Source organism: Natrinema saccharevitans, assembly GCF_001953745.1.
Taxonomy (GTDB): Archaea; Halobacteriota; Halobacteria; order Halobacteriales; family Natrialbaceae; genus Natrinema; species Natrinema saccharevitans.
Genome location: NZ_LWLN01000002.1, coordinates 57,173 through 72,003 on the forward strand (window position 1 = coordinate 57,173; position 14,831 = coordinate 72,003).

General features: G+C 56.2%; 15 protein-coding genes and 2 pseudogenes. 11 read left to right on the forward strand and 6 right to left on the reverse strand.

The features are described from left to right. Positions 1–224 precede the first annotated feature (224 nt). The gene (locus A6E15_RS17785) at positions 225–1,241 is read left to right on the forward strand and encodes a phosphate signaling complex PhoU family protein (RefSeq protein ID WP_076148510.1); all 1,017 of its coding nucleotides are present in this window, start codon (positions 225–227) and stop codon (positions 1,239–1,241) included. Positions 1,242–1,639: 398 nt separating this feature from the next. Beyond that, positions 1,640–2,032 (forward strand): annotated as a pseudogene (locus tag A6E15_RS17795) (MFS transporter); the annotation flags it as partial. 64 nt (positions 2,033–2,096) lie between these two features. Here the strand turns inward: A6E15_RS17795 and A6E15_RS17800 are convergent. Together A6E15_RS17800 and A6E15_RS17805 are read right to left on the reverse strand one after the other, a co-directional pair. After that, positions 2,097–3,212 (reverse strand): aminotransferase class V-fold PLP-dependent enzyme, encoded by a 1,116-nt coding sequence (locus tag A6E15_RS17800; protein ID WP_076148513.1) that lies wholly within the window; start codon positions 3,210–3,212, stop codon positions 2,097–2,099. A 141-nt stretch (positions 3,213–3,353) separates the two neighbouring features. After that, positions 3,354–3,779, reverse strand: coding sequence for a low molecular weight phosphatase family protein (locus A6E15_RS17805; RefSeq protein ID WP_076148514.1), 426 nt, complete (start codon positions 3,777–3,779; stop codon positions 3,354–3,356). A gap of 702 nt (positions 3,780–4,481) precedes the next feature. On the opposite strand from A6E15_RS17805, the gene A6E15_RS17810 reads away from it, so the two are divergent. The 6 genes and pseudogenes from A6E15_RS17810 to A6E15_RS17840 all read left to right on the forward strand — a co-directional run bounded on the left by A6E15_RS17810 (position 4,482) and on the right by A6E15_RS17840 (position 9,546). Then, positions 4,482–5,474 (forward strand): transposase, encoded by a 993-nt coding sequence (locus A6E15_RS17810; protein ID WP_076148515.1) that lies wholly within the window; start codon positions 4,482–4,484, stop codon positions 5,472–5,474. Between the two features lie 51 nt (positions 5,475–5,525). Then, positions 5,526–6,065 carry a DUF7342 family protein gene (locus tag A6E15_RS17815; protein ID WP_076148516.1) on the forward strand — a complete coding sequence of 180 codons (540 nt, stop codon included), beginning with the start codon at positions 5,526–5,528 and terminating at the stop codon, positions 6,063–6,065. Positions 6,066–6,174: 109 nt separating this feature from the next. Continuing rightward, positions 6,175–6,360, forward strand: a pseudogene (locus tag A6E15_RS17820) (helix-turn-helix transcriptional regulator); the annotation flags it as partial. 186 nt (positions 6,361–6,546) lie between these two features. Then, a complete protein-coding gene (locus A6E15_RS17825) occupies positions 6,547–6,819 on the forward strand; it encodes a PadR family transcriptional regulator (protein ID WP_076148518.1) in 273 nt (90 codons plus the stop codon). A gap of 1,126 nt (positions 6,820–7,945) precedes the next feature. Next, positions 7,946–8,842 carry a DNA-binding protein gene (locus A6E15_RS17835; protein WP_076148519.1) on the forward strand — a complete coding sequence of 299 codons (897 nt, stop codon included), beginning with the start codon at positions 7,946–7,948 and terminating at the stop codon, positions 8,840–8,842. Positions 8,843–9,162: 320 nt separating this feature from the next. Continuing rightward, complete coding sequence (locus A6E15_RS17840) at positions 9,163–9,546, forward strand: DUF7475 family protein (RefSeq protein WP_076148520.1); 384 nt, start codon at positions 9,163–9,165, stop codon at positions 9,544–9,546. A gap of 29 nt (positions 9,547–9,575) precedes the next feature. Here the strand turns inward: A6E15_RS17840 and A6E15_RS17845 are convergent, their stop codons facing one another. Both A6E15_RS17845 and A6E15_RS17850 read right to left on the reverse strand, forming a co-directional pair. Beyond that, entirely contained in the window at positions 9,576–9,965 is a 390-nt protein-coding gene (locus tag A6E15_RS17845) for a CopG family ribbon-helix-helix protein (protein ID WP_076148521.1), read from the reverse strand. Positions 9,966–10,025: 60 nt separating this feature from the next. Further along, entirely contained in the window at positions 10,026–11,153 is a 1,128-nt protein-coding gene (locus tag A6E15_RS17850; protein ID WP_084177414.1) for an MFS transporter, read from the reverse strand. Between the two features lie 764 nt (positions 11,154–11,917). On the opposite strand from A6E15_RS17850, the gene A6E15_RS22065 reads away from it, so the two are divergent. From A6E15_RS22065 to A6E15_RS21535, 3 genes are all read left to right on the forward strand, one after another. Beyond that, a complete protein-coding gene (locus A6E15_RS22065; protein WP_449406652.1) occupies positions 11,918–12,055 on the forward strand; it encodes a DUF7563 family protein in 138 nt (45 codons plus the stop codon). A gap of 82 nt (positions 12,056–12,137) precedes the next feature. Beyond that, positions 12,138–13,022, forward strand: coding sequence for a biosurfactant protein 1 (locus A6E15_RS17860; protein ID WP_076148524.1), 885 nt, complete (start codon positions 12,138–12,140; stop codon positions 13,020–13,022). A 123-nt stretch (positions 13,023–13,145) separates the two neighbouring features. Continuing rightward, complete coding sequence (locus tag A6E15_RS21535) at positions 13,146–13,334, forward strand: hypothetical protein (RefSeq protein WP_076148525.1); 189 nt, start codon at positions 13,146–13,148, stop codon at positions 13,332–13,334. A gap of 198 nt (positions 13,335–13,532) precedes the next feature. On the opposite strand, the gene A6E15_RS17870 is transcribed toward A6E15_RS21535, so the two are convergent. Both A6E15_RS17870 and A6E15_RS17875 read right to left on the reverse strand, forming a co-directional pair. Continuing rightward, positions 13,533–14,288 (reverse strand): helix-turn-helix domain-containing protein, encoded by a 756-nt coding sequence (locus A6E15_RS17870; protein ID WP_076148526.1) that lies wholly within the window; start codon positions 14,286–14,288, stop codon positions 13,533–13,535. A 94-nt stretch (positions 14,289–14,382) separates the two neighbouring features. After that, positions 14,383–14,793, reverse strand: coding sequence for a hypothetical protein (locus tag A6E15_RS17875; RefSeq protein ID WP_076148527.1), 411 nt, complete (start codon positions 14,791–14,793; stop codon positions 14,383–14,385). Positions 14,794–14,831 lie beyond the last annotated feature (38 nt).

Genomic DNA, 14,831 nt, shown 5'->3' on the forward strand with positions numbered 1-14,831 from the left:
CGGGCGCTGCCATGTTCGATGGGACATACCTGCTGGTCACGGCTGCCAGTATTAGGGCTGGTCCACAGATTGTTCGGACGATTATATAGCTCTATGACCAAATCGAATCGATTTCGCCTTGAATCAACTCTCTTGTATATGCTGTACTGATATATGTGTCTCACTATCGGCACGGACCATTCATACCAAATCTAAGGTTTCATCGGCCCCATGATGGTTCACGTATGGAAACACGCAAAGTCCAACTCTCCGGAGGGACGACGTACACCATTTCGCTTCCGAAATCGTGGGCACAGGAACACGGCATCGACGCCGGGTCGGCGCTCTCGTTGTATCCCAACGGCGACGGTTCGCTGCTGGTCGAGGCGAAGGCCGACCGGTCGACTGAGACGCGGTCGACGACCGTGGACATCTCGACCGACTCGGACAACGCTACCAGACAGTGGATTCACGCGCTTCACGCCGTCGGCTTCGATACGGTGACGTTGGTCGACAGGACGGGCCATTCCGCCGAGCGCCGTAAGGTTGTTGAGGACACGGTCGCGAACCTCTCCGGATTCGAGTTGCTGGAGGCTGGCGATACCAGAATTCAGCTGACGAACCTCATCGACGCCGAGAACGTCGACATACGAAAGTCGACACTGCGCCTCCGCCTCGTGATGCTCGGGATGCACCGTGACGCGGTGAGTGCCGTCGTGACTGACGACGAGACGCTGGCACAGCGCGTCATCGACCGCGATAACGAAGCCGACAAGTTGTTCGCGATGGTGACCCGTCACTTCCGACGGGCACTGACGAACCTCCACGAGGTCGAGAAACTCGAGTACACCCGGGACGAACTGTTCGAATATTACTACGTCAGCCGGCAGTTCGAGCGCATTGCCGATCACGCCGAGAAAATCGCTCGCTTCACCCTCGATTCTGATGTCACGATACCGGCGAATTTCGAGGATCGAATCGATTTGCTGGCCTCGAGTTCCAGGCATGTCATCAATACTGCCGCGGACGTGATCCTTGCCGACACCGGTATCGAGGGAGCACACACAGCACTTACCGAACGGGACGATCTCACAGACGACCTCAGGGAGTTGGACCGGGAACTCTACACGCACGACGACCCCGCAGAGGCGTACGTCGTCGGTCTCCTTCTCGACAGTATCCGTCGGACCGCCGAGTACGGGGCGAACGTCGCCGGTATCGCCATTCAGCAGGTCGCACGCGACTGCGAATGTCTCGAGTAACATTGCTCGGTACAGAGCCATTGAGACCCAACTTCACCGGCGAATGAATGACATTTAATTGATTCTGATCGCCATCCGAAGCTGCCATCTTTCCATTTGCAGACATCTCTTTGGTAACGGTTCTGGCGAGTATGTTCGAGGAATGCGGGTAACAATTCTCGGCAATGTTTGTTCTGTACCGCACCGACGGTCTTGTCGTTCATAGGCTTCCCAGTCGAGCATCCCGAAGCAGTAGCTTTCACAGAGTTCGCGGACTGCCTGCGGATCCAATACGATCGCGCCGGTCGACATCGTCGCAGCTTGCAGTGTGGCCATATCTGGACCTTGCGGGGCGACCCCCGCACCCCTGCCAGAGGCAATAAACCGACGCGGGAGGTGCCTCCCTAGGCGCGGTCGGCAACGTTTTCGGTGGTACCCTGTCCGACCGAATCGGTCGGCAGATCGTCATCGCAGCCGGATTGACGGTCAGCGGGACGGTGAGCCTCTTGATCGGCGGACTCCAATGGCTCCCACTGTGGGCGCTCACGGGAGTGATCCTCGTCTATGGCATCGTCATCACCGTCGACAGCGCTCCGACGTCGACTATGATCACCGAGGTCGTCGACGACGGCCGTGTCGGGTCCGCGCTGGCGATTCAGGCGTTCGAGACGCTCGCCGGCATCGTCGCACCGGTGATTTTCGGGGCTGCTGTCGACTACAGCGGATACGGTCTCGCCTTCCAGACACTGGGGTGTCGCCGTCTTTGTCGGTGTTGGTACGGTCGTTCTCGTGCGGTCACAGTTCGATATTGAAACAAGTGCAATGGCGAGTTCCGACTAAGAGGAAACTGTCAGTCTGGGCTCCGACACGTGACATTCACGAGATGTCCCTGTACACCGAGAGAAAGCGCCGGATGTCCGATTCGGTGTTGAATCCGTGGATCGAGAGACGGATAACGTCCGGATCGCTGATCGGTTTCACCTGGATATCGTGCCTTGCCAGGCGTTCGACGGTGCGTTCTGGCGCGTCGTCGGCGATAGCGACGAGGCCCGATTCGAACGACTGCGGCGACAGGAGTGCCTCCGCCGGAAGTTCGTCTTTCAGGTGCCCAGTCAGCGACTCGATTCGGCGTTCGATCGTCGAGACACCGACTGACGTCGTTCGTTCGAGTGCCGTCCCGAGTCCGACGTAGGGGGCCGCCGATGTCGTCCCGATTTCGAGACGGCGAGCGTCGGGATGGGGGTCGAGCGTCGGCGACTCCCTGTCGACGCCTCGGTAGCTCACGTGGCGTGGACGTAACTGTGGAACGACGTCCGAATCGACGTACAGAAAGCCCGCTCCCCAGGGACCGACGAGCCACTTGTGACTCGCCGCAGCGACGTAGTCCGCCCCCCATTCGGTCACGTCGACAGGCACCTGCCCGACCGACTGAACGGCGTCGACGAGGACCTCTGCCCCCGCATCGTGGGCAATGTCAGTAATGTCGCTAATCGGCAGTCGCCGCCCGTATTTTCGTGAGATCGAGCTCACACAGACCAACCGCGCGCCGTCGACGGCGTCTTTCAGCCGATCCAAATCGACGTGACCAGCGTCCGTTTCGAGGACGTCCAGGTTCAGGTCGTGCTCGCGTTCGAGGGCGTTCCAGGGAACGACGGCAGTGGGGTGTTCGAGGTCAGTTCGGACGACCCTGTCACCGCTCTCCCACTGGATCGCGTTTGCAATACGGCTCGCCCCATCGCCGGTACTCTGCGTGAGGGCGATCTCTTCCGGGTGAGCGTTCAGGAAGTCCGCGACGTCTCGCCGTGTTTCCTCGAAAGCCTCGTAGACCGGTTGATACATGCCCTCCGCAGTCGGTGACTCGTATCCGTGCTGTTCGAGGAACGCCTGCATCGATTCGACGACGGCAACGCTGCTCGGGCTACTCGAACCCGTATTCAGGTACGTTGCCTCGTTCGCTGCTGGGAGAGTCGCTCTGAAGCCGTCTAGGTCCATCGTTTCGATGTTGGGTGTATTCGAACACTCGGAGAGTAGCTCAGTCGGTCACCCTCGGAGAGCAGTGCCGCCGATTCGTCCGCGAACGTCTTCCCTGTCACTCGCTGGGCGGCGAGAAGAGTTCATGGCCGATGTGGACGATCAGTCGTCGGAATGGAACTCGTCGAACAGGGCGACGACGCGCTGTTCGATATCGTCTCGAATCTCCCGGATCTGGTCCATGTCTTGGCCATCGGGATCTTCGAGTGCCCAGTCGCGAATATCGACCGACTCCGCATCGAGTTCGAGCGTCGAACAGCCCATGGTCGCGACGACGTCGCACGATTCGAGTTCGGCGGTCGAGACTTCCTGGGGCGTCCGCTCGGAGAGATCGAATCCCTCCTCACCCATCACGTCGACGACTTCCTCGTGGACGTGCTCGGCTGGATGGGTTCCTCCGGTGAGGATCTCGACGCTGTCTTCGAGATCGCGCCGCTCTCGCTCTCGTTCCGCGAACGCTGTCGACATCTGGCTGCGGCCGGCGTTCTGTACGCACACGAACGCGAACGTCGTCGAATCAGTAGACATGGTTACTGGTTCAGTGTCGCAGTCTTTAGCTTTCGTATGTGTACTATAGGTCCCACCGTATCTCTCAATAGAGCCGTTCGGGAGCCTCGCGTGGGGCCGCCTCATCTGCGAGATCCGTTGAGTGCGACGAGGAGTGCGTCGGCCCGCACAGTCGTCCGGGTATTTTCGCCATTTCCCGTCTTTCCGACGAGTCATGAGTCCGGCGTCGGTGATCTGCGAGAGGGCATGACTGATCGCGCTGTCGCTGACGTCGAGAAGCGGCGAAAATTCACAGACAGAGAGTTAATCATGCGTATCTCTCGTACGACGAACTCGCATCGACCATCGAGAATTCCACCGACCCACAGAAAGCGTAGATGGCCACCACACGGACACCAGCCAAAGAAGTTGTCGAGCCGAATAGCGACGACATATCCTGATGTTCCGAATACGGAACGTGGTCCAGATTATGCCAATAATCACGACCACTTTGAAGTACCCCGACGCCGTCCGGTAAGCACGAATGCTGCAATCGTCTCGTGAGGCCGCTTCCCCGGGTAGAGCCGCCATGACTGGGATGCCACTTTGCTCTGAATTTAGTTAGCGTGCGTCGACAGAATGGTTGGAAACTGACATCGATATAGAACGAACAACCTCAACCTATATTAAGAGGGTGTCATAGAACGAGTAGCACACCAAAGAGCAGGGTGAACGCTGTGGTGGATGAGCCCAGCGACCCTGCAAGAGCAGTCTTCGGTAGAGACGTTCTTCAATGTCGTGGAGACAGAGACGCTAGCGTTGTTTGAGCATCTCTCCTTCGAGTTTCTCGAAGAGTTCGACGTGTTCGCCCCGGCGGAGACGGGGCGAACACGAGATCATGAGCCACCAGAGATGATGCGTGGCTTCCTCCATTGCTACTATAAAGACATCTACGGCATCCGCCCCGTTGAACGAGAACTTCAGAATGCAGTTGTCTGTCTCAGTTGTGGCTTCGATCGACCGCCGTCGAGAGACGCGGTCGATCGCTTTCTCACCGATCTCGAACACGTCGTTGACGAAATCTTCGACCACCTCGTCGAGCAGGCCGCCCGCCGCGGCCTGCTCGACTTGACCTACTGCATCGATTCAACTGACGTGAGAACGATGCCAGCCGATCAAGATGCGTCGAAATGCTACGATCCAACCGCCGAAGAATACTACTACGGCTACGGCTGCACGATCGTCTCGACCGGACAAAAGATCCCTATTGCCGCGGAATTCACCGAGAGCAAACAAGCACCAGAAGAGACGGCGATGCGCGTCACGCGTGACGCGCTCGCCGTCGCCAAGCCGATCTGGATGGTCGGTGATAGTGCCTACGACACGCTTGACTGGCACGACCACCTGCTGGCCGCAGGGGTCGTGCCAGTCGCTCCGTACAACGCACGAAACACTGACGACCCGAAAGATATCGAGTACAGGGTCGAAGACCGCATCACTGAGCACAGTAAGGACGTTCAGTTGAAGCAGTCGACGTTAGACGAGACGTACAACCGCCGCACAGGAGTCGAACGAACCAACAATGCAGTCAAAGACTGCGGCCTCGGGCACGTCCGAGCCCGAGGCCGCGTCCATGCACGAGCGCAGGTATTTCTTGCTCTATGTCTCCGTCTCGTCGTTGCGATCACCAACTATGAACGTGGAGACAACCCAGGAAGTACCGTGATCTCGGTGTGAGAAGACTTCTATGACACCCTATATATTAAGACAAAGCACGAACTGTCGCTTATGACCGAAGATAAATCAAACTCCGAGAGCCTGATGGACCGTCAGACCACGGGTGAAGACCGTGTACGGATGGTCGCACGACAGTTGTCGGAGCCGCGGACGGCAAACTGGATCGCGTCTGAAGCGGGCTGGTCACACGAACCCACCAAGCGCGTCCTCGAGCGACTCGTCGACGACGGGATCCTTCACCGTGACGAGAGTGGCACTCATACCACGTACTATCCCGATTACCGTCGTCAGGCGATGCAAGAGGCAATGCGCCTTCGAGATAGCGGTCACACTGTCGAGGAGCTCACGGATCGGCTCGCCGACATGAAGGCACAAATCTGTGATTGGAAGGATAAGTTCGATGTCGAGTCGCCGAACCAGCTTCGTGGGACGCTCGCCAACGAGACCCTTGACGCTGACGAAGAAGACTATCGACGTGAGATCGCTCGTGAGTGGGAGCATCTCCAGCGCCGCATCAAAATCGTCGGGTTCGCCATCCGCGAGTGGGACTTCCTGTCCCCAACGACAGAGCCCGCTGAGGCCAGCAGCTAACGGATGTCGGTCCCGCATCCCGGTGGTGACCCGAACGCGAATCTCTATGCCCAGCTGAAGCGGGATGTCCTCGACCGTGTCCCACAGATCACGGCAATCGAGTACGAACGAGATCCACCACGGACGACTGTATCCCAACCTCGATGATGTCGTCGACAAAGGACTCGTCGAGAAAGGCGAGGTCGACAAACGAACGAACTACTACACGATCACAGCGCGTGGTCGGCGCGAACTCGAGGCCCGTCGGGAGTGGGAAAATCAGTACGTCGGTGAGTTACTCTCGAGTTCGAAGTAAGACGATTACAACCGCTGAGCGTGCGCGCTGGATCGAATCCCTCGAGTACTCTATCACGGCCACAGTTTCAGGATATCGTGAATGATAAGAGAGGCAGCTAGTGGTATAAAGAACCGACTAGTTTGATTAGCTTACAGCTACGTACGTATGGTATAACAAATATCATCTGGCCTGAATGGCTGGGCCATGGACGACCTTACAGGATTCCAACGAGACCTGCTGTACGTGATCGCGGGCGCCGACCGCCCATCCGGACAGGATGTTAAAGACGAGATCGAGCAGTACTACAGTTCAGAGATCAATCATGGTCGGCTGTATCCCAATCTCGATACGGTTGTGAATAAGGACCTTGTCGAGAAAGGACAACTCGACAGACGCACAAACTATTATGAGATTGCAGACGAGGGGGAGCAAGCGATCGAGGATCGCCGTGAGTGGGAATCACAATACATCGACTAAACCGAGATCAGAATCGTTCAGGATCCTTGTTTTGATTTCTCGAACCGATAAGCACAGGTGAGATAAACATCAGAATATCGCATGTTTGAATCACATCTCATCAATGACAGCGAGTATCGCACAACCAATGATGACTGTCCCTCCTGGAAATAGGATCATTAATACGGTTTCCGCCAATGGTGATCAAATTAGGTGAACGCCAAAGAACCAGTAAATTAGGGCACCGAGAAACGCAAAAAATGGCGAACCCACATAGACATATCACCTATTGTTCCACGTCCTGGAACCAAATAGTTTTCCAACTAACACATTTCGCATGCAGAAACGGAGGAATTTCTGTCAAAAATAAATTTCGTTAAGTAAGCAACTGTAGTGTGCGGATGGGATCACTGAAACAGTTGTGATGGAGTATATTTCAGAGAGTGGCTTGCAATAATAGGTGAAAGCCCCTGGCACGCTCGAGTTCCGCGTCTGGCGAGACGCACGCGTCTCGCTGCCCTTCGCTCGTTTTACTCGCGAAGACCTCGCTGCGCTCCTCACAGGCTGTGGTGCTTGCGTCGGCGGGGTTCCTCAAGCGCGCCAGCCCCTTTTAATCCCACCCACGTGGACTGATCGGGATGCTGTTGCGTTGGTTGCCTGCTCTTGGTATTCGGCCCGCCCCGCTCGCCGCGTGCCGCCCTCCGCGTCGCTCGCGACCGACCATTCCGGGCTGCGGTTCGCTCCTGGCGTCGCTCACCGTTCCGGGCTAAAATGAATCTGGTCTCGACGCCAGCATTAAGCGCGTTTTCGGTTGCGCCCCTCGCGGGCTTTCGCGCTGGACACGAACCCGCAGTTCGGGCCGGACACGAGAAACGGCTTAAAGCTGGCCGCTCGCTTCGGGCGGATCGCCGAGACGCTCACACCGTTCGCGCCTCGAGCCCTGCCTCGCTTCGCTCGGCAGGACGCCGCGCGGTGCTGGTTGGGACACCGCATTCAGGCGCGCTCTCGCTCGCGCCCAGATGGGCGCTCGCGAAGGCGCGAGCGCGAGCGCGCAGATTGATCTAGTCGGTCGGTGTCGTCGGAAAACCGCGATGCAGGGACATCGCGGTGGCAGGCGCGTGATCGCCTTTAGAGTTAGTGAACTCCAATGTCTAGTAATAACTCGAGTAGCAAGGTCGTTACGGTCGATGAACAGGCACTCAAACAGACGGACGAGCAGGCGGTCGATGAAGACTGTTTCCCGGTCGTCGACGAAACGCCGGAATTCGAGGCAACGGTCGAACAAGAGGTCCAAGCAAAGGTGGATGCGAACCACCCAGACGGAATCGTCGATACGAGCGACGACCGGATACACGGAGCCACCCTCGAACAACAAGAGCGCATTCGGGCACGAGAGGATGAGCTCGAGCGGATCAGTGCCCAGGCCGAGATAGGAACGCAAGAAGGTCGAGAGAAGCGGACGCGAACGATCGCTGCGAACCAGAACAAAGCGCGGCGTGTGGAATTCCAGAAACGGGCGGCGAGCGTGGACCCAATGGCGGACCCGGAGCGGGCGGATCCTCGTACAGAGCTCTCTCGAGAGCAGTTGGCGGCCGTGAACAAACAGTCGATGCGACTCGCGAAGGAGTTGGATGGCTGGTCTCGAGCAGCGATCAGCCGGCGGTTAAGTGAGGCCGTCGTCGGTGGTCAGGACTTGACGAGTGCAGTCGTCAACGTGTTCGAGGAGTTGCAGACGGCGCCCGGACACGTTATCCCCATTGTAAAACTCGAGGAGGTCTCTCGGAAGGAGGCGAGCATCGAAGGGCGTGTCGAAACCCTGTGGGATCCCTCACATCCGAGCATCGCGCAGGTTGGTCTCATCGCAGACGATAGTGGCCAGACACGCGTGACGATCTGGAAGTCCTCAGACGCGCCGTGGATCGAGGAAGGTGAGCAAGTGCGCATTCACAAGGCTGCCCGGAACTGGCACGAAGGTCGTGTTTCACTGGCCGTGACCGGGTGGTCGACGATCCACTTCCCCGGGCGCGGCCGCTGGTGGGAATAGCCGAAGCAGACCCCTTTTTTGCTGGTGTGAACGCAGTCACCGCCACCTCCCACCACCTCCACGGTCCGGGCTGCTCACGGCCAGTGGCCGCTGCGCTGCCGGGCTTTCGCCAGAGTGTGAGTCCAATCCCTGACGCTTCCATCATCTAGAGCAAACGTTGCGACCGGCACACTCACTGCATAGCCAGTCATGATAGCAGGCAATTTAATCATCAATAGGGAATGAGAGTCCCATTGCTTGGCGAGTGAGAGTTGTATTACGAAGTCGTGAGTCCAGTAATAACAGCCCTTATCTAGTGGTGAGACCAACGTAGTATTGTGATGGACGCACAAAACAAATCGGATAGTCAGATGGGGTCGCTCACCCGACTCCAGTGGCTCGCAGTTGTGTTAGTCGCGATTACTGGCGTGCTACACGTGTTTGCTGGCATCATCGAGGGGCGGGTTCCCGTGGCACTAGCAGGCGTTGGTTATGCCGGCGCGCTTGTACTGTTTTTCCTTAACTACCGACGCCGTCTCCTCTACCTCATCGGCGTCCCGTATACGGCCGTTCAGATCCCGATTTGGCTCGTGGCCAAGTCGGAATACGGGGTGGTTGACTACGTCGACAAGGCGGTTCAGGTCGTCTTGATCGTCGTGTTAGTTTACCTCTATCTGAACACGCCAGCTGAACCAGCCAAACCCACGGCAACGCCAGCAGACTGAACGACAGTATTTGCTATCTTCCGCCGCTCTCAGTTATCTCTGATGACCATGGTTTTTACCCGGTTCACGCCATCGAAATCACGAAGGCGGTAGGTCAGTTCTCGGACCCGCTCGCCAGCACCCTGACAGAACAGCGACTCGAGACACCACTCCCCCTGGTGGGTGTGACTGGTATTGAGGATCACGTCTTGATACTCGTGTTGGACACCGTGGAGTTCCCCGATTACCTCGTGATGCCGGTAATCGAAGGCAACGAGTGCGATGACATCATCCGTCAAGTCCTCGAGTTGTGAATACGATTCGATGTACTCCTGCATCGCTTCACGGACCGCTCGTGATCGATTGGCGAGTCCTTCATCTTGCCAGACCTGATCGAACTCTTCGACAACTGCGTCTGGGATATTGAAGCTCGTTCGCATAGATTTCTGTTCGTCGCCCTTGTACAAGAGTTCTGAGTAAAGCGATCCCCCAGTTCGGCATTAACTCGGTCCTCGTTCAATAGGTGCCTCCCAGAGCAAGATCCCCGTCGAGCTGATGATGAGGATGACACCGGCCACTGCGAGAGCGAACAATGGAGTGACGATGTCAGAGATAATGCCACTCCCGAGTTGGAAGGGGACAACTGCGAGTCCGCTGACCATCGCCATCGCGCTGAGAACAGTCGCACGTCCCATCGTCTCAATCCGGTCGTTGATGTACTGGCTAGCGAACGACCGTGTCACATCAGAAAGTCCGCGAACCAGCAGGAACGTCGGCAAGGCAAGAACCGGGACAAAATACATCCCCACCAGTGCTCCGCCGACGACGAAGGGCAGCCCTAGGAACCACATTCGCAGTCCGAGACGGTCGCGAATCGCACCAGTGTAGTAGCTCAGCCCTGCGCCGAAGAGACTATACGCCGCGTAGAACCATCCAAGCAGGGATTTAACCTGCGTCTGCGACACACCAAAGTCGAGAACGACTGTCTCGAAAATCGGCTGGAGAAACACGAACACGAGGTACGTCACCGCCGCATAGAGGACATAGTAATACAGCACGAACGCCCGTATGTTACGCTGTGAGACCGTCCGACGGATCATCGAGAGTGTCCGCCGAAAACTCAGGTCCGTGGTGTCGGCTTGTTCGTAGGTTTCAGGTTCGTCGATCGTCAGGAGGACGAACACACCGATTGCCGTCACTGTAGCAGCGACGAACCACGGATATGACAGGTCAATACTCCCGAGATAGCCACCGATAATCGCCGCACCTGCGCCAATCGCCAGTGAAACGGACTCTCCCCGCCCACGGACGTGTGCGAATTCGTCTTCCGAGAGGTCATCCGTGAGCGTATCATACAGCCAGGCATCTTCGCTTCCTGAACGGAAGTTGTAACCTGTCGACCAGCACACGTACAAGGCCACAAGGGCCCCGAAGGAACTGGACAGCCCGATCCCGAGCAGTGTGAGTGAAATGAGGGCGGTTCCGATGAGGAGACTGTTGCGCCGACCAACACGGTCACCGATATAGCCTGTTGGAATCTCCCCCAGCAGCGTCGTCAGATTGTATACCGCTTCAACAATGGCGATCTGCGTGAAGGTGAGTCCTTGGGCAAGAAAGAAGAGATACATAATCGGCCGGTAAAACTCGACCGCTTTTGTCGATTTATAGAGGTAATATTTCAGAACGCTTGGAGAGGGAAGATCAGAGGGATTCCGAGACGGAACGGCCATATCGGATATGGATACCCTGGTAAAATGGTTGTTGTGTTATGATCACTCTGGCGTTTCGTAATACTGCTGTACCGAATCGTGAGAGCTGTTCGTCAGTATCCAAGATTCAGAGTCGATTTGAAGGGCTCTGTTGAAGAGCGGTGCTGGCCAGGGCAGTCGAAATTTGAGTCGGCTTGTCACCGGTTGACGCTAGTGGTTCCAAGATTGATGTCGCTTCACCTTGGCTCAGAGGCTGCTATTCAACACGGCAATTTGAAGTCGCTTCCAATTTACTCATTCGGCTGAAACAATACCCACAGCGTCGCTAAACCCCCGTAGTCTCAACTTCCCACCAGAGAAGTTTCTGTGCCCCGTGAGTGGGGTGAGGGGCAGTCAGAGTTGTTCATTGCCCTTCTAACACCATGACCCTCAGAGAGATCTACCAGACAACATTCGACGAAGACGTCCAGCCCAACTCGAGCGCCAGTCCGTGCCCCAACTGCAACGGACGGGTGACCACCAACGCAGTCGAAATTCGTTGTGAAGACTGTGGGCTCCTTATCGAACCGCAACACTACCAGGCACAGAAAAGAGTCAATCCCACTTAGATAGAATGCCATTGGGGAAAATTACACAAGTATTAAAACAAGATATTTACTAGAGTAACAACATAGATTTGGATAATGCCAGAATGTGATTGCTGTGGCTCTCAGGTCACCGAGAACTACTACCGGGTTTTCGCCGTTGATGGTGATCTGCCAGCGTGTATCCATTGTACCAGCAACCGTGAAGCTCGAGAAGCAGGACTTCGCCAGCAATAGCGTCTCAGTGATCTCATTTCTAGATCTTCTTTACCGGACTGGGACCTGATCAAGACGCGAGACAACACGATCCACTAAGCCAATGACTGACCGAGATTCTGACTTTGAGGAGCTTCGTCCGACCGGCGAAGCGTCGCATATCCCAGACGAGACACCCAGCGAAGATGATGACGGTAAGCCTGATCGACAGCGAGTTGCGACGGCGACGGCTGGGTATCCAGGCACTCCAACGGAAACAGACACCGAGTGTCGGTCCTGTGGCGCACCGATCCCAGCTGACCGGACCAAATGCCTGTTCTGTCTCACCAACAATCTCGAGGACTGCTCTTCTAAGACAAACGCACCAGCAACAGAGTGGACACTCCTCGGTGTCGTCCACATGCTTGTTGAGTCGTCGACGTTCTACGGCGCCGTCGCGAAAGGCGCGGCTGCTGCGACGCTCCTTGCCTCGAATGCGACCGAACAGGCTGTCGACGACTGCACGATCATCTACGATTTCGAGGACGAGCCTGCAGCCCAATTGACCGATCGGTGGCCTGTACTACCCGATGCAGTACGGATCTCATCCACTGACGGTGAGCAGCTTTTCGCAGCGGCCCATGATCGAACAGCGTGGACTGACCAATCAGCGGTGGATAGTGACCACGAACCCACAACGTATCTCTACGACGAAGGTGGAACTGGCATTCGCGACGAGCAGCGGCTTGCGACGTTGCTCGACAACGCCGGCGATGATGCGTGGTTAGTCCCCGCAATTGCTCTCCAGCAGACAGCTGACGAGCGTGAACCCGAGCATCAGGACAGTTGCATTCCGACCAAACAACGCCTCGAGTGCCACCAGTGCGGACGCACAACCGATCATCGATTCAGCGGTCATGAATCAGTTCCCGACGAAACCTGGACCGGCCACGCAATCGGGGAGTGCCAGGTCTGCGGGACGCCGCGCTATGGGCCGTGCCCAGAATGACTTGCTCCGCGTCATGTCTTAACCAACAGACGGCGATGGTGCAGCGTGGCTGTTGGTTAACAGAACGGTCGCCCGTGCTATCGTGTCATGTTTGTCTGCGCCGCGATCGGCTGAGGCGATTCAATGGACCCACGAAACACACCAGGATACAGACTGCATCGTGCACTCAGCCAACTCAACCATCTCGAGGGCAATCAACTGACTGACGCAGACAGAGACCGAATCGAGGCAGCAACGGCGCTCTTGGAGGAAGTGAGTCTTCTCACTCGACCAGAGCGTGGTGAACCTACTGATACCCACAGTAACTCCTAACCGAGCATGTCATAAAACCGATCACAGGTCTATTGGACTCTGTAGTGAACGGTCAGTACAGGTGAGCGATGTAACGGAGCTGGTAGCAACATACTCAATTCCTGTCGCAAGTGCCGTGCAAGACTTAGAGAGTGAAGTTAGCACACTTCGTGTGTTATATCAGGTTGAATTAGATGTTCGAATGGACATGCAAATCGGTTAATTTTCAACGGGTGCGTCAAATTGGGGAAGGATCACCCGTTTGTAAAAGACAAAATAGGTGACCGTGACGAAAAGATACAATGCACTTATCAACAGAGGTGGCCAGTCCAGTACAAAAATCAAAAACACGGCCCAAAACCCACCTAACACGACACCACCAAGCGAAATGATATGCAGTCCCTCTGTAGACTGAACTTGTAGGTCGTTGCCAGTTGTCAGCCGAATTCCAATCATTCCGACTGTAAGAGATGCCCACGTGAGAATCGGGAGTCCGACTACCGTCCAGACGGTTGCTGGCAACTGATCGGATGTGCTGATGAGTATTGCCCAACCGAATAAACCGAGTCCGGCCCACGCAATACTCCGTAGGAACTCTTCACGGAAGATCAGATGGACTCGTGGATGATGTAGGAATTCATAGAGTGGGTTCCCTGTCTCGGCCGACTCTCGGTTCAGTGCCTGCTTTCCTTCTGGTGAGAGCGGCCACTCTGATTCCGGATGGTTGATGTAATACAGAGTCAGTGAGTCGGCAAGCGTTTCTGTTGCGATAATCCCGTGTTCTTCCAGTTCGTCCAACCGATTGCGGACAGTGACCTTCGAGACATCTGGTTTGATCTGCTGTTGAATCTGCTGTAGTGAAAAGAATGGCCGATCGGACTGATGCATTGTCTCAATGACGTGCCGTTGCGTGAGCTTCGTATTCACCCTCCTGTTTTCCGGCAATTGCTCAGAGATCCATGGAGGGAGTGACATCTGTTGTTCACAAACCGTCAGAGAAATATGGACGTTTCGGATTGGAAGACCAGTCTGCTGGTCCTGGCCTGAAGTCGCTGTCCCCGAGAAGGGACTACGTCGTCATTGGAGTGTCAACGGTATCTGATCCCACGAACCAGTACCAGAGGACGGTAATACCAGTCACGGCGACATACGCGGCAATAATCCACAGAGCAGAATACCCACCTGCTGTGACAAGATACACTGCGCCGACGCCGCCAAGCACGATCCCGAAAAGGAGGCTTATCGAGAGACCAACCGGAGTCTGAACCTGTAACTCTGTGGATGTCGCAACGCGGACGGCGATCGCGCCTGTCGTCAATAACGCCCACGTGAGCGCGGGTAGGCCAAAGACCGTCAGAGCCGTCGTATCTAACCACGCTACCTCCGAAATCACGATTGGCCATCCAACAATTCCGAGACCAATCCACGCGATACTTCGCAACAGTTCTTCCCGTATGATACGCCGTAGTTGTGGTTTCATATCTACAGGTCGACCAAGGATTGCTGCTCATAAAGCAA